This window comes from Streptomyces incarnatus, assembly GCF_001027185.1.
GTDB lineage: Bacteria > Actinomycetota > Actinomycetes > Streptomycetales > Streptomycetaceae > Streptomyces > Streptomyces puniciscabiei.
Genome location: NZ_CP011497.1, coordinates 93,993 through 115,405 on the forward strand (window position 1 = coordinate 93,993; position 21,413 = coordinate 115,405).

Here is a 21,413-nt window from a genome sequence, read left to right on the forward strand (position 1 = left end):
GTCCGATGGGTCATGTGACCGGCGATTGGTGGGGCGACGCACCTCAGGTGATCCCGGTCCTTGAGCGCGTTCGCGTACGACCGTCGGCTGGCAGTCACCCGCGCACCCGGCCGGATCACCTCAGCGGCGACAAGGCGTACTCATCCCGTCATAACCGCCGGTACCTGCGCAAGCGCCGGATCAAGCACACCATCCCCGAATCGAAGACCTGCCCGAGCACTTCGGCTCTTGGAAAGGCGTCCACAACCGGCTGCGGAAGTGGGCAGCCGACGGCACCTGGGAGAAGGTCTTCACCGCTCTGCTCGCCCAGGCCGACGCCGAAGGTGACCTGCACTGGGTGGTCGCGGTCGACTCCACCATCGTGCGCGCTCACCAGCACGCCGCCGGGAGCCCGTCAAAAGGGGCACCCGGCCAGGCAGGCGACGCTCCCGCGTTCACCAAGGTCATGGCCAGTTACGGCAAGCTCAAGCAATGGCGCGGTCTGGCCACTCGATACGACAAGACCGCCGCCATCTACCGTGCCGGACTCCACATCGCCGCCATCATCATCTGGTCCGCGAGGTGATCCGCAAGAAGCGCTCCAGTGCTGTCAGTGCCCGTTGATAGCGTGCTTCGTCCAGTCGTGGAGTTCATGAAGGGACGGGGTACGTGCGAAATGTGACATGTCACCAGGTCGGCGCGCAGCGGTTGGCCGAGGCGCTCGACGACATCGATGGGCGGGCCTACGCGCGATGGCACTCGCTGCGGTACGGCAGCATCTCGCCGATGCTGATCCGGGCCATGGCGGACGAACTGCTCGACCATGTCGCCGCGCGAACGGTGACGGAGCCGGGGCTCGACGCTGCGGCCGGCACGGTCGCCGTCACCGCGGCGGAGTGTGTGCACGGAGTGCTGAGCATCATGTGCTTCCCGAGCGGGGACCAGGAACTCCGGTTCCCCCTCATCGGGGAGCGGATCAGCACGGACCCGGACGACGACGACCTCGGGGACGGGCCCATCACCTTTCGGGATGTCGTCAAGGAGGCGCCCACGGCGCGGACGTGGCTCGACATGTTCGAGATGTGTGTCGTCAGCGGGCATGTGTGGGACTGGGAGCGGGTCACCGGGCTGCTGCTGCGCGGCGACTACGCGCCCGCCATCCGTGACGGCGTGCCCTACAACCGGTACACCTCCGTCTCCGATCCCGGCGACCTCGCCGCCATGGACGCCCTGTGCCTCTATCTCACCGAGGCGGCCGGGCATCTGCCCCGCGACTGGCCTACGGTTCCGCTGCGCAAGCCGGACGCCGGGGAGCGCGCGGAGGCCGCCCGGCGCCTCGACGAGGTCGGCGACGCGCTGAGCGCGGACCAGCGGCTGCTCCGCGTACTCCTCGACGACGACCAGCACACCTTCGAGGACGCCCTCGTCGCCCGGCTGGTCGCGTACCGCGAGAGCGTCGAGGCCGATGCCGGCGATCCCGCGCCCCGGTCCCTCCTCCCCCTCGGCACCCTCACCCTGGCCTGCCTCGCCGTCCAGGTCCATGGGTGGGAACTCGGTGTCCGGTCCGGATATCTGCCGTACGGTCTGCTGGGATCGCCGGACGCGCCGCGCCGGGCGGCGGAGGGGAACCGGAACAACCTGGGCTGCTGGGCCGCCAAGTAGGCCACCCGGGGTGCGGAAGTGGGCTCGGCCCGACATCCAGGACATCGTCGTGGAGACGGACTCGTCCCCACCCAGGCAGCACGTACGTCCGTGCGATAGAAGGACGGAAGCCCACCCTGCCCCACCCCGACGAACGCCATCTGCCGGATCTCCACGCCCTGCGACGCCGGTAGCCGACGGCGCCGAGCCTCAGTTGAGCGGGTGCGGGTGGAGACGTTCTCGGTACTGCAGATGACGCAGTTTTCGGGTCTGTTGAGGGTGGTGCGGGAGCGGGGCGGCAACGGCACGCTGCGGGGCCGGCCGTGGCCTTTACCGCTTGCCGAGCGGGTCCGGATGGTCGCGGTGTATTACCGCACGGACCTGACCATGCGACAGCTGGGCCCACTGTTCGGCGTCTCCTCGCCCACGGTGTGCCGGGTCATCCAGCGGCTGGGACGCTGCTCGCGCTCGAGCCCGTCTCCCGCCCCGCCGATGCTCCAGACCGGATGTGGATCGTGGACGGCACGCTCATCCCGGTCCCTGACCGGGATGTGGCCACCTCCTCCCGCAACTACCGGTTCTCCGCGAAGGTGCAGGTCATCGTGGACGCGGACACGCGGCTGGTCATCGCGGCAGCCCGTCCGATGCCGGGAACCACGGCAGACGCGCACGCCTGGCGTGCTTCCGGGCTCAGCGAGCACTGTCAGGGCGTGACCATGCTCGGTGACGGCGCCTGTCTCAACTGCGGGATGGCTGTGCCGCACCGCAAACGCCCCGGGCGACCTCTGCTGAAGAGTGAGGAAGACGACAACGCCGAGCACCGCAGGGTCCGTGCCCGCGTAGAACACCTAGGCCACCCATGAGCTTCTGACGCCTGGCCACGGACGACGGCTGATCCGGCGCCCCGGGCAGCCAGATCTGGTGCGGCGGCGAGGCCCTCACCCCCGGCCTGCCAGCCCGACCGCTCGGCCGCTGCCGGGAGTTGCGGAACCTCTGCGGCCCCCACGACGCCACCTTCTGGGTGACGGCGCCCCGGATCGAGCCGCCCGGTTCGATCCCCCTGGGATCTGCGCGGGCCGGGGAGCAGCCCGGGTGTGCTAGGGGTGAAGCGGGCCGGGGGCGAGAGTGATGGCTTCGCGGGCCAGGGCGGATCTGCACCCATTCTCGATCTTCACTGCGTTAGAGGTATCGACGCCTCTCTGGCGGGGCCCATAGGATGCGGCGCTCAATTCAACCGCGATCAAGCAAGGAGGGGGCGCGGGATGCTACTGACGTGTCGGAAGTGCCGGCAGCGTGGAGTTGCTTTTGACGGGATCAAAGGGCTGTGTCCGGTCTGTCAGCAGGAGAGCGACTTGTCGAAGCCGCCTCAGCGTCGCGGGCGCAACGCCAAGGCGGCGTTGCTGGTCCAGTCAAAAGTGAGTCCCGGGCGGGTTTCGATGACGGGCCCACTGCTCACAGTGCTGGCTGCAGCCGCGGCGGCCGTCGTCAGCGAGGCCGTGCGGTTCTCCGCCGAGCGCACGCGGGCCCACCAATGGGCCTTGGCCGCCGCTCACAACGGCTACGACCGGCAGGCTTTGCACAGCGCACTCCAGACGATCAACACCACGGGCATGTTGCGCTTCGTGGTCTTCATGGCAGTTCTGTACGCCTACCAGCGGTGGGCGCGCGCCGGCCACGCGAACGCCATGTCACGCACCGACATCGGGCTGGGATGGACCAGGGCCCTGCCAGGCGGCCGCGGAGTCGTCTGGACCTACGGCGCGTGGTTCCTGTCGGTGTTCGCCGCGGTCTACGTCTCATTCGTGATCAACTCCGACCTCCAAACGCCCGGTGACTACGAGACCGCGGCGAACGTCGACGCCGTCTACAGCCTGGTCCGCATAGTCCTGGCCGTCCTGCTGAGCGTGTTCGTCGTGCAGTTGACCCTTGGACTGAACAAGCTGCTGGCCACGCCACAGACGATGGACGTGGCCGACCGGCCCATCGAGCTGCAGACCATCGACGAGGAGTAGCCTGCCACGCCTGGCCACAGCGCCGAGGGAAGCGCGACCAGTGATGTTCCAGTTGTCCGCAAAGGTGCAGTCCCCTGAAGGGATCTGCACCCAAGCGTGCATCTGCCGCACCGTTGCCTGACACCGACCAGCAGATGGCTTCGGAGGAGCACCCCGTCGACGCACACGCCGCGCTTCGCATTCACCTCACGCAGTGTCTCCAAGCATCCCAGGACGGCTCGAGCCGGCTCAAAAGCAGCGCCGACCAACTCGCGCGTACTGCTGCACATGATGAACTACGCGGCCGCCCAGCAGTTCTACGAGCGCGAGGGGCGCCTGCGGGTGCCGAGCAAGCACGTCGAGCGGGATCATCGGCGGCGGGAAGGATGGCAGCGAGGAGGACCAGGAGGCGCGGGGGCTCCGGCTTGGTGCATGGATTGGAAACCAGCGGAGCAGGGCTGCGACGCTGTCGCCGGAACGGGCGGCGCGAACCGGCCCTGCGGTCACTGAATCCGCTCGCCAGGAGCAGCAGCATCCAGGCTGGGGCGGATGTATCTGTTCGGCCGTTGGCCCACAGCGCCGACCTGCCGGGCGTCGCCTTCACGCCGGACACCGCCGCTGCGTGCCTGTCCGGCTGTAGCCGAGAGACGGCAGGAAAAGGTCCGTAAGGATTGCCGTGAGTCGGCAATGAGGCGGCGTGCCTCGCCGTGTCAGGATTCCGTCAAGTCGGGGATCGGCGACAGGTGACCGAGGACGGCGCGCAGGCCTGGCCGATCACACGGGAGGGGGTGGCGGTGCGGCTGCAGCACACGGCGGGCTGGCGTCGGTGGTACCGCGCGATCGGCGCCGCCCAGGCCGGGTTGACGGTGCTGGTGGTGGGCGGAGCGGCCCTGGGAGCACTGCTGCTGCACCCCGACACGGGCCTGTTGGCCAAGGGCCGCGGGCCGCTCGGCGGCAACCCTGTCCTCGTGGTCGGCCTCGCCCTGCTCTCACTCCTTGGCGGCTTGGCGCTGCGCGAGAAGTACCAGGAGCAGGTCGGCGCCGCCCGGGAACTCAACCCGGTGGAACAGCGGATGGCTGACGGCGTGAACCGCGTCCTGCTGGCCGGGTCGCTGGTCGTCCCGCTGCTCGTCCTGGTCCTGCACCAGTTCGGTTCGTCCGGCGGCAGCCACGAAGCCGGCCGGGGGGACGGCCGTGAATCGTCACCGCTTCCCAGCCCGCGACAAGACCCGGCACCCGGCCCGCCACCCGCACAGCATGCCGGGCACCCCGGCCACAGCACGCACTTGTGGCTGACACGCATCCTGCTCGGTCTCGGCATCGCCCTGCTTGTCGCGGTCGTCGTGATCGCCGGGCTGCATCTGTGGCGGTATGCGACCCGGCCGCCGGTGGCCGAGGCCCCGGCGACGTACGCGACGCTCGACGACGAGCAGGAACGCCTGACCCACGCCGTGGACTGCGGGCGCCGCGCCCTGCTGGACGGAACCGACGCCCGCGCAGCCGTCATCGCCTGCTATGCCGCCATGGAGGAATCGCTCGTCGACTCCGGCGTATCCCGGCGCGCCTCGGACAGCCCGCAGGACCTGCTGGAGCGGGCCGTCGCCGGGGGTCTGCCCACGGGGGCGGCCGCCGCCGTACTCACCGCGCTGTTCCGCGAGGCCCGTTACTCCACGCACCCGATGGACGGCAGCCACCGCGACCGGGCCGCGGCCGCGCTCGCCGAGATCGCCGACGGCCTGCGCTCGCGGACGTCTGAACGCCAAGTCGTGACGGGTACGCCGTGAAGGCGCCCACCCGGATCCGGGTCATGGTCAACTCCGTGCTGCCGACGCCCGGTTCCGTACGCCACTCACTGGCCATTGTCTGCACCGCCGCGGTCGCGGCCGACGGGCTGCTCGCCCTGGCCGACGGTGCCGCCGCGGCCGCCACCGGCCTCGCCCTCATCACCGCAGTCGCGCTGGCCCTGGGGCGCTATGCCGCAGGCGGCGCCGCCCAGGACAGCGGCCATCGCAAACCGGTGCGCCTGCTGGACAGCCGGGCCCCGGCCCTCGGCGAGTGGCAGCGCATGGTGGTCAAGACGCTCGCGGACGACGGCGAAGCGCACCTGGACATCGTCATGCGTCCGCAGTTGCAGCGGCTGTTCGCCGCCCGGCTGGCCGAACGGCACGGCGTGGCGATGTACCGCAACCCGCAGCAGGCGCGGGCGCTGATCGGAGCTGAGCTGTGGCCGTGGATCGATCCCGGGGCGACCGCTCCGCAGCCCACACTCCCCGAGCCCGTCCTGCGCTCCCTGCTCGACCGCCTGGAAGCCCTGTGACCGGTGGCGCTGCGGCCGACCCCGCAGCCCACGCACCTCGACCCCTGCCCCGTGAGGAACCGACCGTGACCAGCCCACAACCCATCCCGGACCACGACACCCTGTCTCCCCGGCAGGCGGGCGAGAGGGCTGCGGCCGTGCTCGATGAGATCCGCACTGCCGTGGTCGGCAAGGCGGAACCGCTTGCGCTGGTGATGCTCGGCATCCTCGCCGGCGGTCACGTGCTCATCGAGGACCTGCCGGGACTCGGGAAGACGCTGCTGGCACGCTCCTTCGCCACCGCTCTCGGCCTGGACTTCCGCCGCATCCAGTTCACCCCCGACCTGCTGCCCTCCGACGTCACCGGAGCTCCGTTCTACGACCAACGGACCGCCGACATGGTCTTCCGGCCCGGACCGGTCTTCACCCACCTGCTGCTCGCCGACGAGATCAACCGCACCCCGCCCAAGACCCAGGCCGCGCTGCTGGAGGCGATGGCCGAGTCCCAGGTGTCCACCGACGGAAGTACCCGGCCGCTGCCGAAGCCCTTCGTGGTCGTCGCCACCGCCAACCCCATCGAGTACGAGGGCACGTACACCCTGCCCGAAGCTCAGCTCGACCGGTTCCTGCTGCGGGTTCGGATGGGCTATCTGGAGGCGTCCGAAGAGGCCGGCATGCTGCGCGCGCGTGTCGACCGGGCGGCGCCCGAGGCTGTGCTGCGCACGATCAGCGGTCCGGGCGAGGTGCTGGCCATGCAGGCCGCCGTCGAACGCGTCGAGGCGGACGACGACCTGCTGGAGTACGTCGTCGCGCTGGTCCGCGCCACCCGGGACCACCCGCACATCCAGGTCGGTGCCTCTCCGCGCGGCGGCCTGGCCCTGGTGCAGCTCGCCCGCGCCCGCGCCGTCCTGGACCTGCGGGACTACGTGACCCCGGAGGACGTCAAGTCCGTGGCGGTGCCGGCCCTCGCGCACCGCGTCACCCTCAAGCCGGAGCTGTGGGTCCGGCAGATCGACGGCGACGACGTGATGCGCGAGATCGTGCAATCCGTGCGCGCCCCGCAGACCTTGCCGCGCACGCCGATCGCGTCATGACCAAGGACGTGCCGGCCCGCAGAGCGGCCGCCGCCGTTCAACGGGCTCTGGACGGCCGCCACGACGTGACCGCCGAACCTCCGCCGCCGCCTCCGCCCGGCTGGCGCGCCGGTGAACGCGCCCTGCGGCTGGGCACGTTGGCGGTCGTCGCGCTGGCCGCCGCGCTGTTCACCGGGCGCCCCTGGGTACTTGCCCTCGCCGTCGCGCCCCTGGTGCTACTCGCCCTCGCCCTGCCGAGCGGGTCGCGCCCCAAGGCGGTGACGGCCGAGGCCGAGGTGGAGCCGCGGCGGTGCTTCGAAGGCGAGCAGGTGACGGTGCGGATCACGGTGTCCTACGACGGTGAACCCGCCCGCCTGGACCCCGGCGTCACCCTGGGTCACGGGGTCCGGCTCGACCACCTCGCGGTCGGCTCGCACCGCGTCGATCTGGTCCTGACCGTGCAGCGCTGGGGCCGATGGACGCTCGGCACGGTCGATGTCGACGTCTACGACCGCGGCGGGCTGGCCCGGCGCACCGTGCGGGCCGGACTCGGAGAGGTCGCCGTCTTCCCGCTGCCCGGACACGCCAGGCTCACGCCCATCCCCATCCGGCTGCCGCAACGGCTCGGCGAGCACACCGCCGTGCAGCGCGGCGAGGGCATCGAGGTCACCGGCGTGCACCCGTATGTGCGCGGCGAACGGCAGCGGCGGATCCACTGGCCGGCCACCACCCGCCGCGGCGCCCTGCAGGTCCACCAGTTCGCCGCGGAGCGCACCGCCGACACCGTGGTGCTGCTGGACGTGCTCGCCGACGTGGTCGACCCGGTCACCGGCGCGTCCTCGCTCGACGAGACCTTCCGGGCCGCTGCCGGGCTCGTCCGCGCCTACCTGCGCACCCACGACCGGGTCGGCGTCGTGTCGGTCGGTGGCACGATCCGCTGGCTGCAACCGGGCAGCGGCCAGGCGTACTTCTACCGCATCGTCGAGAGTGTGCTGGAGGTACGCAAGGACCTCGCGTACCGCACGGAGGGACTCAGCGCGCTTCCACCGCCCGCGTTGCCCCAAGGAGCGCTGGTGTACGTCATCACGCCGCTGACCGACCAGCGGATCTTCGACATCCTGCACCAGGTGCGCGCACGGGCCAACCCGATGGTCGTGGTCGCGATCCCCACCGGCGACCCAGTCGTGGAACCCGGCAGCACCGAGGGCGAACTCGCGCTGCGGCTGTGGCGGGCCGATCGCGACGCCATGCGCTTCGCCTTGCTGGAACGCGGCATCGCGGTCGTCGCCCACCGGCCCGGCGAGACCCTCGACCTCGCCCTTGCGCCGCTGCTGCGCACCCGCATCCACGGGGGGACCCGATGACCACCGCCCCCGCCCGGCCGCGCCCGCGCCCGGCCGGCGGCCGAGCTGCCCTGCTCACCGCACGTCTCACCTCCCGCATCACCGACCGGATACTCGGAACGGCCCTCGCCGTCACCGCCTGCAACCCGTCGGCCGCCTTGAACGCACCGCTGCCGGTCAAAGTGCTGGTAGTCGGAGCGGCGGCGGCCGCGTGGTGGGCCGCTCCCATGGTCGACGCCCGCCCCGTCCTGACCTCCATGCGCTGGCGGACTGTCGCGGCCCGCCGCAGGACGACCGTGCTGCCGGCGGCGGCGATCGCGGTCGCCGCAGCCACCGGCCCCGCGGTCTGGCTGGTCGTCTGCATCGCCGCTCTGCTGCTCGCCTACCTGCTCGTCACCGACGCCTGGACAGCCGGTGTCACCGCCCCGCCCGGCCGCCCGCAGGCGACACCCGCACTGGCGGCCGCCGCCGCGACCGCAGTGGTACTGCTCGCCGCCCAAGCGCCGGTCGCAGGCACTTCATGGGCACGTCTGCCCGCCTCACTCGCCATCGCCGCGACCACGGTCTGCCTGGTACTGGCGCTGCGCGCCCGTCGCAGCCCGCCCGGCTGACCGCCGACGCCACGGGTGGGTCTGGCGCCTATCTCGGCGACACCCCAAAGACCGCCAGGCGGGGCCGAACCTCACTGTCACGGGGCCAGATCGCGGGGCCACATCGCGTTGCCAGAAGCCAACTGCCAACCTGTCTCATGAGACACATCGAATTCCGGATAAGGACGGCTACCGCGCCCGAGGCGCACCGGGAGGCGGTGTACGAGCCAGCACGTGCTGGGAGGGCCTGTATCCGGTCCTGATCACGTGAGGGGGTGGAAGCAGTCCCGCCGGAGGCGTTCGGTCAGCCTGCCGCGCCGCCAAGCCGGGTGTGTCGTCATGCCCGCCCGAGAATAGTAGCCATGGATATAGTAGCCATGTAATCTATTGGGCATGAGCAAGGGTTCCCCGGGCCCCACACCCGGCTTCCTGGTATGGCGGCTCGCCAACAAGTGGCGTGTCGCGGTCGATCGCGCGGTGGCGCCCCTGGGCCTCACCCACGCGCAGTACTCGCTGGTCGCGTCGCTGCACGGCATGCAGCGCGCCGGCGAGCGGCCCAGCCAGCGCCAACTCGCCGACCACACCGGCCTGGAGGCGCTCTACGTCTCGAAGCTGGCGCGCGCCCTGGAGGCAGCCGGCCTGATCGAGCGCACCCGCGATCCCCGCGACCCGCGCGCCGTACAACTCGCCCTCACCGAGCAGGGCCAGGCCGTCACACGGCAGGCCATCGCGGTAGTCCAGGAACTGCATCAGCAGCTGCTGGAGCCGCTCGGCGGCCTCGACGCCCGGCGGACACGCGCGTTCACCGACGAGTTGACGACCCTGCTAGACGCACCTCTCACTCCACCTGTAGCGAACAACAAGAGCAGTCAGGGGACAACACCATGACCACCACCGCATCCACCACTGCACCCGTCGCCGACGCCCGCACCCTCGGCCTGGCCCACTACGCCGCCCGCGGTGTCCTGGAGCACGTTTTGGCCCGGCACGGCATTACGTTCCAGCAGCAGGTCGTCCTGCGCGCGGCCGTCACCGCCGACGCCCCGCAGACGCCGGACGCTCTCATCACCCAGGGCCAGGGTTCCCTCAAGGCCGATCCGGCCGACATCCGCGCCACCCTCGACGAACTGCTGGCCAGGCAGCTGCTCAATGCGGACGGCGCACACCTTCGCCCCACGGACGCGGGGCGCGGTCTGCTCGCCGCCGTCGGCGCGCAGACCGCCCCCGTCACTGCTCGGATCTGGGGCGGGATACCCGCCGAGGACCTGGCCGCCGCCGGCCGCGTCCTCGCCCTGGTCACCGAGCGGGCCAACACGGAGCTTGCGGCGCTGACCGCCTGACCGGCCCTGCAACTGGCTGTGATCACAGGGTGGTTCGAGTGAGATTCGTGATCCAGATCATGGAGGTGCGCAGATACAGGCCGGCGAGGTAGCCGGCGGGGGGTCCTGTCGTAGCAGGGGGCGATGCCCCGCCAGGCTTTCAGCCTGTCGATCAGGCGCTCGACGCTGTTCCGCTCCTTACAGAAGGCGCGGCCTCCAAGCAGTACTACGAACACGAGGGACACCCTCGCGTACCACGCAAACCCGCGGAAATCATCGCGGTCGGCATCGACGCCGAGGACCAAAAGGAACGACAACTCCGGCCCGGAACATGGACCAGCAACCAACGCGGCAGAGCCGCCACGCTGTCCGGCGGAACGGATCGAGCACGCAGTTCAGACATGGGGGGGTGAACGAACGGCCGGCGGTGGCTGTCACCCCGGCCCCGGTACGGAAACGTGAAAACCAGCCGCCGCCGGCCCGTTGCTCAGGCACGGCCTGGTCCTGCTCCTGCCGCACGGGCATGTCGTGTTCAGCCTGGCGTACGGCGGTGGGTCGGAGCCGTTGAGTTACCGGCGCACCGGAGCGTTCACTGTGCATTGCGCGTCACCGCCGGCCGCGCCCAGGCCCGCGAGCAGGTGCAGCCCGTCCTCGGCGGGGCTGCCGGGGGCCGCGGACAGGACCAGCAGCTCCATGCCTGATTCGTCCGGTAGCGCGAAGTTCTCCTGGTGCAGTTCCAGCAGTCCGACCAGCGGGTGCCGATACGCCTTGCGTCCATGTGTGCGGGCGCGCACGTCCGCGCGGGCCCACAGGCGGCGGAAGCGCTCGCTGCCCATCGCCAGCTCGCCGATGAGCGAGGCCAGGCGCGGGTCCTCGGGGTATTTGCCGGCGGCCAGGCGCAGGTGCCCGACCACGTCGAGGGTGCATTGCTCCCAGTCCGCGTACAGGCCGCGCTCGGCCTCCTCGAGAAAGATGTGCCGGGCGGTATTCAGGCCCGGCACCGGCCGGGCGAAGAGGAGCCCGGCGAGGCGGTTACCGGCGAGCACGTCCAGGCGGTGGTTCATGATCAGCGCGGGTACGTCGGTGACCAGGTCGAGGACGCGCAGCAGCTCGGGCCGGACCCGGCCGCCCGGCGTCTTCGCTCGCCGGCGCTGTCTGGCGAGCCGGTGGAGGTGCCCGCGTTCGGTCTCGTCGAGGTCGAGGACGCGGGCGAGCGCGTCGAGGACCTGCTCGGAAGGCTGGGTCGCGCGGCCCTGCTCCAGGCGTACGTAGTAGTCGACGCTGACTCCGGCCAGATGCGCGACTTCTTCGCGGCGCAGCCCTTCGACCCGGCGGCGGCTGTCGGTGGGGATACCGACGGCTGCTGGGTCGATGCGGGAACGCCGGGTCCGCAGGAAGCCCGCAAGATCGTCCATGCCCTTCAGTGTGGCCTCGGTGGTGTTCGTGAAGGTGGCCCTGCCGGTACCAGGAAGTCCCGTCCGACGGAACAGGAGCCCCTGAACGCCGGGCGGCCTGGCGCCCAGGATCGAAGGCATCCGATCCGAAGGAGCTCGTCATGAAGACGCTGATCGTCCACGCCCACCCGGAACCGAAGTCGCTCAACAGCTCGCTGAAGGACCTCGCGGTGTCCACATTGGAGAGGGCCGGGCACGAGGTACGGGTGAGTGATCTGTACGCGATGAATTGGAAGGCGGTCGTGGACGCCGCGGACTACGGCCTCCACGCCTCGACTCCGCTGAAGGTCGCGGCGGACTCGGGCCGGGCCTTCGACGCCGGGACACTCACCCCGGACGTCCGCGCCGAGCAGGAGAAGCTACTGTGGGCCGACACGATCATCTTCCAGTTCCCGCTGTGGTGGTACACCATGCCCGCGATCCTCAAAGGCTGGGTGGACCGGGTGTTCACCTACCGCTTCGCCTACGGCGTCGGCGAGCACAGCGACACCAAGTACGGCGAGCGCTTCGGCGAAGGAACCCTCGCGGGCAGGAAGGCTCTGCTGTCGGTGACCGCCGGCGGCCCGCAGTCGCACTACGCCGCTCGCGGGATCAACGGGCCCATCGACGATCTGCTGTTCCCCATCCAGCACGGCATCCTCTACTACCCGGGCATCGAGGTGCTGCCGCCGTTCGTGCTGTACGGCACCGACCGGATGACCAGCGAGGACTACCCGGACATCGCGAAGGCCTGGCAACAGCGCCTGCTCACCCTGGAGTCGACCGAGCCGATCGCATTCCGTCGGCAGAACTTCGGCGACTACGAGATCCCCTCACTGCACCTGAAAGACGGACTGGAACCCGCGGGCCGCACGGGCTTCGGGCTCCACGTCCGCGGCTGACCACCGGCCATGAACACCACGAACTGCAGCGGGAACCCCAGCAGCAGACCAAGGACCCAAAGCACAGGTCACGGCCGACGCAGCTAAGACCGCGTCCTCGGTGGTGAGGCGCAGGAGTCGCTCAAGTACCTGACTCGGGCCGCCACCGCCCCCGCCCGAGGAGCGCAACCGGGGGCTGAGCCGGGCCACCGTCGCAGCGCTGACCGCGGCGGCGGCCAGCGGCTCGGCCCTATGCAGACGTAAGAAACGGGACAGTCGGCTGTCCGCCGAACACAGCAGGCGCACAGTCCGCGGCCACCGCCCCACTGAGGCGGCCGGCCACGACGGATACGGTCAACCGGGCAGTCACTCCACCAGGTAGACCACGCGGACCGAGACGGCGCCGAACGCCTCGGCGACCTCGGCCGGCACCAGCTGTGGAACGGAGCCGTCCACGGTCAGTCGAGGCCAGCTGCTCCCCCAGCCAGCCGTCGCACCGCCGGTCCCGCCGGAGCAGATCACGCTGAAGGCCCTGGCCTCACTCCCGGAGAAAGCAGGCTCAATGCCGAACCCCGGCTGTCGCGCGAGGCTGGAACCGCCGGCTAGATGTAGATCACGAGCGTTGTTAACGCCGGTCAGGCTTGATCATGGCGAAGACCTCCGGTGTGGTGGAGCTGTCTAGGAACACACCGCACGGAGGTCTTCGTGTCCCACCGTAATGCCCGTCTGACCGTCTTCGGCAGGCGGCTGCTTGTCGAGCGTGTCCGTTCTGGTCGTCCCATCGCCCATGTCGCTGCCGAGATGGGCATCTCCCGGACCACGGCACACAAGTGGGTGCGCCGGTGGCGGAAGGAGGGCGAGGCCGGACTGCTTGACCGCTCGAGCCGCCCTCACAGGACACCGCACCGGACCGCGGCCGACACCGAAGCCCGTGTGTGCACGCTGCGGCAGGACCGCAAGCTGGGCCCAGCACGTATCGGACCGATCCTGGGACTTCCGCCGTCGACGGTTCACCGGATCCTTGCCCGGCACGGCCTGAACCGTCTGGCCCTCCTGGACCGGCCCACCGGCCGGCCCATCCGCCGCTACGAACGCGACCGGCCCGGCGAACTGGTCCACGTGGACGTCAAGAAACTCGGCCGCATCCCCGACGGCGGCGGCCACAAGGCGCTCGGCCGCCAGGCCGGCCGCGCCGGCCGGGGCGGAATGGGTTTCGACTACGTCCACTCCGCCGTCGACGGCCACACCCGCCTCGCCTACAGCGAGATCCACAGCGACGAGAAGGCCGCCACCTGCGCCGCCTTCCTCCGCCGGGCAGCGGCCTTCTTCCACGCCTGCGGCATCGACCGTGTCGAACGGGTCCTGACCGACAACGCCTGGCCCTACCGCAAGAGCTTCGCCTGGCGGCAGGCACTGGCCGACCTCGGCGCGGCCGGCAAGCTCACCCGCATCTACCGGCCGCAGACCAACGGCAAGGTCGAACGCTTCAACCGCACCCTCCTCGACGAATGGGCCTACGTCCGCCCCTACACCAGCAACTCCGAACGAACGACGGCCCTGACAGACTTCCTCCACACCTACAACCACCACCGCTGCCACACCGCACTCGGCGGCCACCCACCGATCAGCCGTGTGAACAACGCTTCAGGTCAATACAGCTAGATCCGCATACTTGCGCCCGGGCATCGCCGACTGGGTCCACGGGCGGGCGGGTCACTCGGGTGGGTCGGCGCGTGTTTGGAGCTGCTGCCAGCAGTGGTGCACGTGGTGTTCAGCCTCTCGCACGGCGCAGGAGGCGGCATCCGAGAGCGCGGCCACGGTCTTCGGCGCGGGGTGCGGTGTGACCGCGCACCGGGTGGGCCAGGCGGGCGACGCGTCCTCGGCCGCCCTGGTGGAGGACGACTGCCCGAGCGACCAGGATCTTGGCGATGACTGCGGTAGCGGTCAACGCGACGGCTGCATGCTGATCGGACATGGCTGTGAGGGGTGCTTCGTAGGGGTACTGGCCGGGGCGATGGGAGGGCTGGTATTCGTGTCCTACCGGCCCTCCCGCCTCCCCATGCGCGTCAGCCGGGCCAGGTTCCGGTCAGGCGGCGGACGACGGTGGCGCCGGCGCGGTCGACGGCCGCTTTGACTCCGGCGAAGATCGCACCTTGCACCGTGGCGGCGAGCAGCACCTCGTGCCAGGCGCGGTCTTCGTCGGTGGCGTGCGGGGCGTCCTCGTCGTGGCCGAGCATCTTCCACGTCTGCTTGAACAGCGCTCCCGCGGCCATGCCGCTGACGGCGCCGAGCGCGAGACCGACCGGCTTGTAGGCGATCTTCGAAGCCTTCACCCGGTTCACCCCTTCCGGCGGCAGGCCAGCCACACCACGACGGCCACACCCGCTGCCGCCAGCAGCACCTTGCGGTTGTCACGCGCCAGCTGCGCTCCCTGGGCGGTCTTCTGGCGCACCGGCTCGGGCGCCTTCTCCTGCCATAGCTGGCCGGCTTGGGTCGCCTTCGCCCGGGCCTGCTCGGCCGCCTTCGCGGCCTTGTCCTTGACCGGATCGGGCAGCTGGTCCTGCGCCTGGTGGGCCAGGTCGGCGGCCTTCGCCTTCAGTTCCCCGGCTTTCAGGGCGGCTTGTTCCTTCAGCTGGCCTGCCTTCTCCTGGGTGCGCGCCTTGACGTCGGTCTTCGCTGCGAGCGCCTCGACCGTCTCCCCGAGCTCGGTACGGGTCTGCTCGACCTGCTCGCGCAGTTCCTCGGGGCTGGAGGCGGTGGGTTCGTCGTGAGGCGGCTGGGTCATCGGTGTGCGCTCTCCTTGATCTCGGCCACGTCGGCCTTCACGTTCTCGACCGTCTGCTTGGGCGTGGGCGGCGCGGCCTGGTCGACCTGCTTCTTTCCGCTCATGGCCATCACCGCGGCGATCACACCCAGCACCGCTGTGACGATCAGCCCGGCTGCCCACACCGGAAGCGCCACCGCCAGTGCGGCGATCACGGTGGCGACCAGCGCCTGCGCCATCAGGAAGCCGACAACTCCGGCGCCGCCGAACAGGCCGCCACCCTTGCCGTAGCGCTTGCCCTTCTCCTTCATCTCCGCCTGTGCCAGGCGCAGTTCGCCGCGCACCAGCTCGGTCAGCTGCTGCGAGGCCCGCTGCACCAGCTCCCCCACCGGCTCCTGGCCCAAGCGATCCGCGCTGGGGCCGGACCCGGCATGGTGCTGCTGCGTGCTCGACACCACGGCCACCTCCTGTCCCTCTTGAGTTCCTGCAGGCCGGACCGCGTCATGCGCCCGACCATCCGATGAGGGCACGGGTACCCCGAGCAGGCGAGTTCAGGACGGGCGTATGGCAGGCGTGTCTGCCTGCTTCCGCCAGTCCGCCCGGCTCTCCCCCGACCTGCTGAGGCCAGTGCCGGAGGATCAGGCGCGGAGCGAGCCGAGCGAGCCAGGCGCTGGCCAGGCCGATGGCGGCGCCGGTGACCCGTCGCTGGGGTAGTGGGCACGGCTTTGCACCCGCCCGAGCGCCACCATGGGCATGCGGTACCTGCCGGAGGCGGTCGCGGCGCAGCGGCGGTCGGCCGGGGGTGGTGCGACGGGCGGCACCCTTGCCCGAGGTGCTCGAGCGCGTTCGTGCGGCAGGAGCGGGGCCTGTCCGGACAACGGTGTGACCCCGGTGGTGTGAGTCAGCGGCGGCCGACGGAGAGTCGACCGTCGAAGGCGAGATCGAAAGCCTGCGGGGCGGGCTTCCATGACCGGCAGTTGCACCGAAGACCGTACAGATCCGGAAGGAGCGCTTTCCCCCGGCCGACCGCAGGTGCTCGTTACTCGGCCGTCTGGGGGTTGCAGTCGTAGAGGGCGAAGCTGCCGTCGGTGCGGCGGCCGTAGGCGCTGGGGCGAATGCGGGTGCAGTGGGACTTGACCCAGGTGGTGGCGGGAGTGGTGGGGCGCTGGGTGGTGAGCAGCGCATAGCGTAGTTGATGGGTGGTGACGAGGCTGCCGAGCTGTTGGGCGGTGGGGAACGGGGTGCTTCCGGTGAAGCCGCCCATGACGAGGACGGGCTCGGACGTCGCGCGCAGCAGGGGCTCGGCACTGTAGGCGGCCTGGGTGGCGAGGAGGTACTTTTCGCTGCGGTGGTGCGTGGTGAGGTAGTGGAGCAGGGCGGTGTCGCGGGCGCTGGGCCGGTCGAGTCCCACCCTCTGCCGAGCGTGCAGGTGGCCGTCGTACGCCTTGCCGACCGGACCGGCCATCGGCGAGGTGGCGGGGCCCGCGTAGAGCGGGTCGAGGCTGGAGACGGCCCAGGCCGCCGGTACGACCAGGGTGGCAGCGATCCCGGCGGCGAGGGCGGCGTGGACCATACGCGGGGAGGTGCGCGGCCCGCGGGTCCACAATCCCGCCACGCCGCACAGGGTGAGCATCACGGCGACCGGCAGCAGCCGGGAGACGAACCGGGTCGGCCAGTCGAGTACCAGTGCCCATGCCACCGTCAGCACGATCGCCGCCGGCAGTGCCAGGTGGCGGCGGCCGCCCGTCTGGTGCGCGGGCTTGTGCTGGGCTTCGTACTCCGAGTGGAAGAGCGCGAGCCCGCCGCCGGCCAGCGCGGCGAGCGCCGGGGCGATGACGGCCGTGTAGTAGGCGTGGTTGCCGTTGGAGGAGCTGAACACCAGGGTGTGTACGGCCAGCCAGCCGCCCCACATCACAAATCCCGTGCGCAGCACATCCGTTCGCGGTTGTCCGGCGCGCCAGACCACGCCCAGGACCGCGGCGAGCACGGCGAGCGGCAGGAACCAGGCGATCTGCGGGCCGACCGTGTGGTTGATGAGCATGCCCCAGCCGGTGTTGCCGGTGGTGCGGCTGGCGGCGGTGCCCGCGACGGCGCCGAACGCGGTGGAGTCGCTGCCGAAGCGGCTCAGTCCGTTGTAGCCGAAGACCAGGGTGAAGGGATCGTTGTTGGACGTGCCGTCGAGGTACGGGCGGTTCGCGGCCGGTGTCGCCCAGGCGATCAGCACCCAGGAGCAGGAGACCGCCAGGGCGACCGCGCCGGCCAGCAGGACGCGCAGGGCCCGGTTCAGCCTCGTTCCAGGCGCGGCGAGTTGGTAGACCGCGGCGAAGACGGGCAGCACCAGCCACGCCTGCAGCATCTTGGTCTGGAAGGCGAGCCCGACCCAGATGCCGCAGGTGATCAGGGGCAGCAGCCGCTCGGTGCGTACCGCCTTCTGCAGCGCTCCGGCGGCCGCGACCAGCAGCAGGGTGAGCGCGGTGTCCGGGATGGTGGCGCGCGTGAGGACCACGGTGACCGGAGTGAGGGTGAGCGTCAGGGCGGCGATCAGCGCGGCGAACGGGCCGGCCCAGGCCCGTACGATCCGGTGCAGCAGCCATACGGTGAGTACGCCCTCGACGACCTGCGGAAGCGCGGCCGCCCAGGTGTGCGGGCCGAAGAGCCAGACGGTGGCGGCGTCGGGCCAGAAGGCGCCGGGCAGCTTGTCGATGGTGATCGAACCGCTCGGGTCGAGCCCGCCGAAGAAGAAGGCCCGCCAGCTGCCGGCCATCGACCGTATCGCCGCGCCGTAGAAGGGGTGGAGCGCGGCGTGCCCGAGGCCCCATGAGTACAGCACCGCGGCGATGGCCAGCACCGTGGCGAGTGCCGGACTTTCCCAGCGCGGGGCGTCTTCCGGCCGGCCGGAGCGGCGGCCGGCCGCCCGGCGTCCTCGGTGCGTGCCGGTGGGCTGGACGGCGGTGAAGGCGGTCATGGCAGGGGTCCTCGGATCAGCGGTCAGGTGAGGCTTTGGTGCACGGGCGGCGAAATCACAGACGGCGTGCCGCCCGGAAGCCGCGGGCGTAGAAGTCGGTGCCGTCCAGCAGGGAGCGGCCCGACAGGTCGCCCAGGGTGGGGCCGTTGGCGGCGGAGCGGCTGGAGTAGAAGCGGTGCCGACCCTGGTCGTCGAGGCCCATGTACATGCCGCAGTGGTCGATGAAGTTCGGCCGTCCCTTGATGATGGCGAAGAAGACCACGTCGCCCGGTTGCAGGGCGCTGAGGTCGGTGGGCTGTTCGTGGTTGTCGGGGATCACCAGGCGGCCGGGGCCGTAGGCGGCGATGGCGAAGGCTCGGCGCGGCAGTCCGGGACCCGGGGCGTTGGTGTTGTGCAGGGGGATGCCCATGCGGTAGCCCCACACCAGACGCTGGAAGCCGGAGCAGTCGACATCGCCGTAGCGGGCCCTTTCCGGCTGAACGCGCGTACCGTCCGGGAAGGTCCAGGAAATGCCCAGGTAGTCGTAGAAGTCTGACTGTTCGTCGTGGTAGGCGAAGTCCAGTGGGTTGTTGACCTTGGCATTGCGCGGGCCGAAATGGGCGGTGCCCGCATAGCGCACGCCGGCGCCGTTGTGCTTGTCGGGCGCACCGGCGCTGGAGTACTCGAACGCCACCGCGAAGACGTCCGGGCTGGTGTCGGCCAGCGTCTTGCGGAACCAGCTGGTGAACCAGGCCGACTTCTCCATCCCCTGCCGCCACTCGTGCGGCAGTACCCGCACCCAGGCGTTCGTGGTCACCTTGGCCTGGGTGGTCCGCGGCTCGCTGAAGGTGCGGTAGGGGCCGGTGAGTACGGCCGTACGGGCGCCGTCGGTGAACGTGGCGAGCGTGCCGCCATCGGCGGCACGGACAACGGTGCGGTCGGGGGCGGACAGCCGCTCGAAGGTGTGGGGCCCGGTGGGCCGGACGCTCGGGCCGGAACCGGTGCCGGCGGCGGCCGCACCGCCTCGGTCACCGCTGCCGTGACCGAGGCGGTCCCAGGCGTATCCGCCCGCCGCCCCCGCGGCCGCCACGCCCGCGATCGCCCCGAGCACGGCGCGGCGCGTCGGGCGGCTGCGTGTGCCGGTGGGTTCGGAGTGCATGGCCGATCCTCCTGAGAATGCGAGGTGAGAGTGTGGTGGACAAGTCAGCCGGTGGGCAGGAGGCCGACCAGCAGACCGGAGACCAGCACCACGTACGTGGCCAGCGTCACCGCCGTGGTCGAGATGAGCGTGGCCGCCATCGGCTGGCGGACCATCTGGTAGGAGACCAGGCCGGGGACGATGAAGCCAAGGGTCTGTGACGTGTACAGCAGCGGAAACTCGTGGCTGAGCGCCAGCATCACGGTGGTCTGCATCAGCACCGCGCACAGCACCACGGCGGCGAACAGCCGCTTGCCGTAGAGAATCACCGTGCGCTGCACCAACTTTGTCATGAAGTACGTGAGCGCCGCCACACCGACCATCAGGGCGGCCATCTGCACGTCGGTGACGAGCGTGAGGGCGATCCAGCCCGGGGTGATCATTCCCCCGGGGGAGAGGTTGGTGGTCAGGTAGCAGACGAGCGAGAAGATCAGCCCGAGGGCGATCCCGAGCGCTGCGGTCTGTGCGGTGAGGTGGGCGGGGATCACGGGTTCCTCGGGGACTGGGACGGATCGTGGGAGTGGTTCGGGTCGCCTGGGGCGCTCTTGCCGGCGGGCCGGCCCTGGCGGGCGGCGATACGGCGGGCCAGTTCGCGCTGCTCCGGTACGTGGAAGCCGTACGCCGGTGTCTCCAGCGGTGCGACCCAGCTGTACGGCTCCGGCTCGGGCGGCCGGGCCACCGCGACCCGCGGCCGGGGCACGGCGATCTGCATGGTCTCCTGGTCCAGGCCGTCGCCGTCGGGTACGGCGTCGAGCGGGTCCTCGGAGTCGTCAAGCGGCAGTTCGGCGAGGCATTCCAGGAACAGCTCGCCCTGGCCGTGGATGTTGCCGATCGCCACCAGCGAAGAGGCCGGGCCGAGTTCTGCGAGCATCGCCGCGGTCAGCTCCTCGGGGTCGCGGCGGTCGCCGCCGAGGTCCACCACCCGCCCGGTGAAGTCGGCCGGGATCGCGTCGCGGGCGCTCTTGGTCGGGTGGCCGATCAGGAACACCGTCTCGGCGGCGAGGTCGGGGACGATCGCGCCCATCTGGCCGTTGCGCTCCACCCGGTCCGGGCGGCAGTTGATGACCACGCTGAGCGGCCGTCTGATCGCGCCCAGGTCCTCCAGCTGCTTGACGTTCATCAGCGTGGACTCGGGGTCGTTGGCCGCGAAGACGTTGGCGAACCGCAGCCGCTTGCCGTCGGGGGTGATGTAGCGCTCCACCGACAGCACGCCCGGGTCGGGCGGTGCGTCCCACATGCCCTGCATCGCGGTCTGCCGGTCCACGCCGAGCAGTTCGGCGACGGCCAGCGCGATCGCCACGTTCTCCTTGAAGGTGAACCAGCTGAAGCCGCGCAGCTCCTCGTCGGTGACCGTCTCGGGGTCGGCGTAGACCAGCTTGCAGTTCCGGGCGTCGGCCTCCTCCTGGAGGATGTGGAAGCGGTCCTTCTCCGCCGTCACGCACACCCCGCCCCCGGGCATCGAGCGGGACAGCGAGCGTGCGACGTCGTCCAGCGTCGGTCCCATCTCCTCCAGATGGTCCTCGCGGACATTGCACAGGACGCCGATCGTGGAACGGATCAGCTTCTCCTGGTTGATCTCCTGCAGCGCGGGCATCACCGCCATGCACTCGATCACCAGCGCGTCCGGCCGGTAGGTCGCCGCCCGCCGCACGATGCCGATCTGCTCGACGATGTTGGACAGGCCGAACTTGCGGTACACCGGCTCCTCGGTGGCGTCCGGGTGGATGAACCGGGCCGCGGTGCCGGTGGTCTTGGCCACCGTGACCAGGCCGCCGCCGCGCAGGGCGCCCGCGCACAGCCGGGTGATCGAGCTCTTGCCGCGGATGCCGTTGACGAGCACCCGCGTGGGTATCTGCTCCAGGGAGGCGAAGTGCCGGCGCTGCTCGACGATTCCGGCGATCCACAGGACGGCGCAGCACAGCAGGACGATGACATAGAGGAAGAGCACGCAGATTCCGTCC

Annotated in this window: 20 protein-coding genes and 2 pseudogenes; 14 read left to right on the forward strand and 8 right to left on the reverse strand. The window is 70.7% G+C overall.

Annotated elements, in window-relative coordinates:
* Nucleotides 1–14: 14 nt before the first annotated feature.
* From ABB07_RS00475 to ABB07_RS00530, 12 genes and pseudogenes are all read left to right on the forward strand, one after another.
* Nucleotides 15–206: pseudogene (locus ABB07_RS00475) on the forward strand (IS5/IS1182 family transposase); the annotation flags it as partial.
* 131 nt (nucleotides 207–337) lie between these two features.
* Nucleotides 338–565 (forward strand): transposase, encoded by a 228-nt coding sequence (locus ABB07_RS41885; RefSeq protein ID WP_208896690.1) that lies wholly within the window; start codon nucleotides 338–340, stop codon nucleotides 563–565.
* An 83-nt stretch (nucleotides 566–648) separates the two neighbouring features.
* Nucleotides 649–1,641 (forward strand): immunity 49 family protein, encoded by a 993-nt coding sequence (locus ABB07_RS00485; protein ID WP_208896691.1) that lies wholly within the window; start codon nucleotides 649–651, stop codon nucleotides 1,639–1,641.
* Between the two features lie 231 nt (nucleotides 1,642–1,872).
* A pseudogene (locus ABB07_RS00490) lies at nucleotides 1,873–2,468 on the forward strand (transposase family protein); the annotation flags it as partial.
* A gap of 609 nt (nucleotides 2,469–3,077) precedes the next feature.
* Nucleotides 3,078–3,632, forward strand: a complete 555-nt coding sequence (locus tag ABB07_RS00495; protein WP_208896692.1) for a hypothetical protein — start codon at nucleotides 3,078–3,080, stop codon at nucleotides 3,630–3,632.
* 722 nt (nucleotides 3,633–4,354) lie between these two features.
* Complete coding sequence (locus ABB07_RS00500) at nucleotides 4,355–5,395, forward strand: DUF4129 domain-containing protein (protein WP_244189142.1); 1,041 nt, start codon at nucleotides 4,355–4,357, stop codon at nucleotides 5,393–5,395.
* Complete coding sequence (locus ABB07_RS00505) at nucleotides 5,392–5,928, forward strand: hypothetical protein (protein WP_208896693.1); 537 nt, start codon at nucleotides 5,392–5,394, stop codon at nucleotides 5,926–5,928. The genes ABB07_RS00500 and ABB07_RS00505 overlap by 4 nt, the downstream gene beginning before the upstream one ends.
* A gap of 65 nt (nucleotides 5,929–5,993) precedes the next feature.
* Nucleotides 5,994–7,001: an AAA family ATPase gene (locus ABB07_RS00510; protein ID WP_208896694.1), complete on the forward strand. Its 1,008-nt coding sequence runs from the start codon at nucleotides 5,994–5,996 to the stop codon at nucleotides 6,999–7,001.
* The gene (locus ABB07_RS00515; protein WP_208896695.1) at nucleotides 6,998–8,344 is read left to right on the forward strand and encodes a DUF58 domain-containing protein; all 1,347 of its coding nucleotides are present in this window, start codon (nucleotides 6,998–7,000) and stop codon (nucleotides 8,342–8,344) included. Before ABB07_RS00510 ends, ABB07_RS00515 begins: the two co-directional genes overlap by 4 nt.
* Nucleotides 8,341–8,934 (forward strand): hypothetical protein, encoded by a 594-nt coding sequence (locus tag ABB07_RS00520; protein WP_208896696.1) that lies wholly within the window; start codon nucleotides 8,341–8,343, stop codon nucleotides 8,932–8,934. Before ABB07_RS00515 ends, ABB07_RS00520 begins: the two co-directional genes overlap by 4 nt.
* Before the next feature lie 372 nt (nucleotides 8,935–9,306).
* Nucleotides 9,307–9,801: a MarR family winged helix-turn-helix transcriptional regulator gene (locus ABB07_RS00525; RefSeq protein WP_208896697.1), complete on the forward strand. Its 495-nt coding sequence runs from the start codon at nucleotides 9,307–9,309 to the stop codon at nucleotides 9,799–9,801.
* Complete coding sequence (locus ABB07_RS00530; RefSeq protein ID WP_208896698.1) at nucleotides 9,798–10,253, forward strand: MarR family transcriptional regulator; 456 nt, start codon at nucleotides 9,798–9,800, stop codon at nucleotides 10,251–10,253. Before ABB07_RS00525 ends, ABB07_RS00530 begins: the two co-directional genes overlap by 4 nt.
* 548 nt (nucleotides 10,254–10,801) lie before the next feature.
* On the opposite strand, the gene ABB07_RS00540 is transcribed toward ABB07_RS00530, so the two are convergent.
* The gene (locus ABB07_RS00540; protein WP_208896699.1) at nucleotides 10,802–11,647 is read right to left on the reverse strand and encodes a helix-turn-helix transcriptional regulator; all 846 of its coding nucleotides are present in this window, start codon (nucleotides 11,645–11,647) and stop codon (nucleotides 10,802–10,804) included.
* A 140-nt stretch (nucleotides 11,648–11,787) separates the two neighbouring features.
* On the opposite strand from ABB07_RS00540, the gene ABB07_RS00545 reads away from it, so the two are divergent.
* Nucleotides 11,788–12,567 (forward strand): NAD(P)H-dependent oxidoreductase, encoded by a 780-nt coding sequence (locus tag ABB07_RS00545; RefSeq protein ID WP_208896700.1) that lies wholly within the window; start codon nucleotides 11,788–11,790, stop codon nucleotides 12,565–12,567.
* Nucleotides 12,568–13,251: 684 nt separating this feature from the next.
* Nucleotides 13,252–14,208 (forward strand): IS481 family transposase, encoded by a 957-nt coding sequence (locus ABB07_RS00550; RefSeq protein WP_208896701.1) that lies wholly within the window; start codon nucleotides 13,252–13,254, stop codon nucleotides 14,206–14,208.
* Nucleotides 14,209–14,612: 404 nt separating this feature from the next.
* On the opposite strand, the gene ABB07_RS00555 is transcribed toward ABB07_RS00550, so the two are convergent.
* From ABB07_RS00555 to pgsB, 7 genes are all read right to left on the reverse strand, one after another.
* Nucleotides 14,613–14,879 carry a DUF4235 domain-containing protein gene (locus tag ABB07_RS00555; protein WP_208896702.1) on the reverse strand — a complete coding sequence of 89 codons (267 nt, stop codon included), beginning with the start codon at nucleotides 14,877–14,879 and terminating at the stop codon, nucleotides 14,613–14,615.
* Nucleotides 14,880–14,884: 5 nt separating this feature from the next.
* Entirely contained in the window at nucleotides 14,885–15,331 is a 447-nt protein-coding gene (locus ABB07_RS00560; RefSeq protein ID WP_208896703.1) for a DUF3618 domain-containing protein, read from the reverse strand.
* Nucleotides 15,328–15,699, reverse strand: a complete 372-nt coding sequence (locus ABB07_RS00565) for a phage holin family protein (RefSeq protein WP_208903197.1) — start codon at nucleotides 15,697–15,699, stop codon at nucleotides 15,328–15,330. The genes ABB07_RS00560 and ABB07_RS00565 overlap by 4 nt, the downstream gene beginning before the upstream one ends.
* A gap of 650 nt (nucleotides 15,700–16,349) precedes the next feature.
* A complete protein-coding gene (locus tag ABB07_RS00570; RefSeq protein WP_208896704.1) occupies nucleotides 16,350–18,275 on the reverse strand; it encodes an ArnT family glycosyltransferase in 1,926 nt (641 codons plus the stop codon).
* A gap of 55 nt (nucleotides 18,276–18,330) precedes the next feature.
* Nucleotides 18,331–19,413: an NlpC/P60 family protein gene (locus tag ABB07_RS00575; protein WP_208896705.1), complete on the reverse strand. Its 1,083-nt coding sequence runs from the start codon at nucleotides 19,411–19,413 to the stop codon at nucleotides 18,331–18,333.
* Nucleotides 19,414–19,457: 44 nt separating this feature from the next.
* A complete protein-coding gene (locus ABB07_RS00580) occupies nucleotides 19,458–19,940 on the reverse strand; it encodes a poly-gamma-glutamate biosynthesis protein PgsC/CapC (RefSeq protein ID WP_208896706.1) in 483 nt (160 codons plus the stop codon).
* Nucleotides 19,937–21,400 carry a poly-gamma-glutamate synthase PgsB gene (gene pgsB / locus ABB07_RS00585; protein ID WP_208896707.1) on the reverse strand — a complete coding sequence of 488 codons (1,464 nt, stop codon included), beginning with the start codon at nucleotides 21,398–21,400 and terminating at the stop codon, nucleotides 19,937–19,939. Before pgsB ends, ABB07_RS00580 begins: the two co-directional genes overlap by 4 nt.
* Between the last annotated feature and the right edge of the window lie 13 nt (nucleotides 21,401–21,413).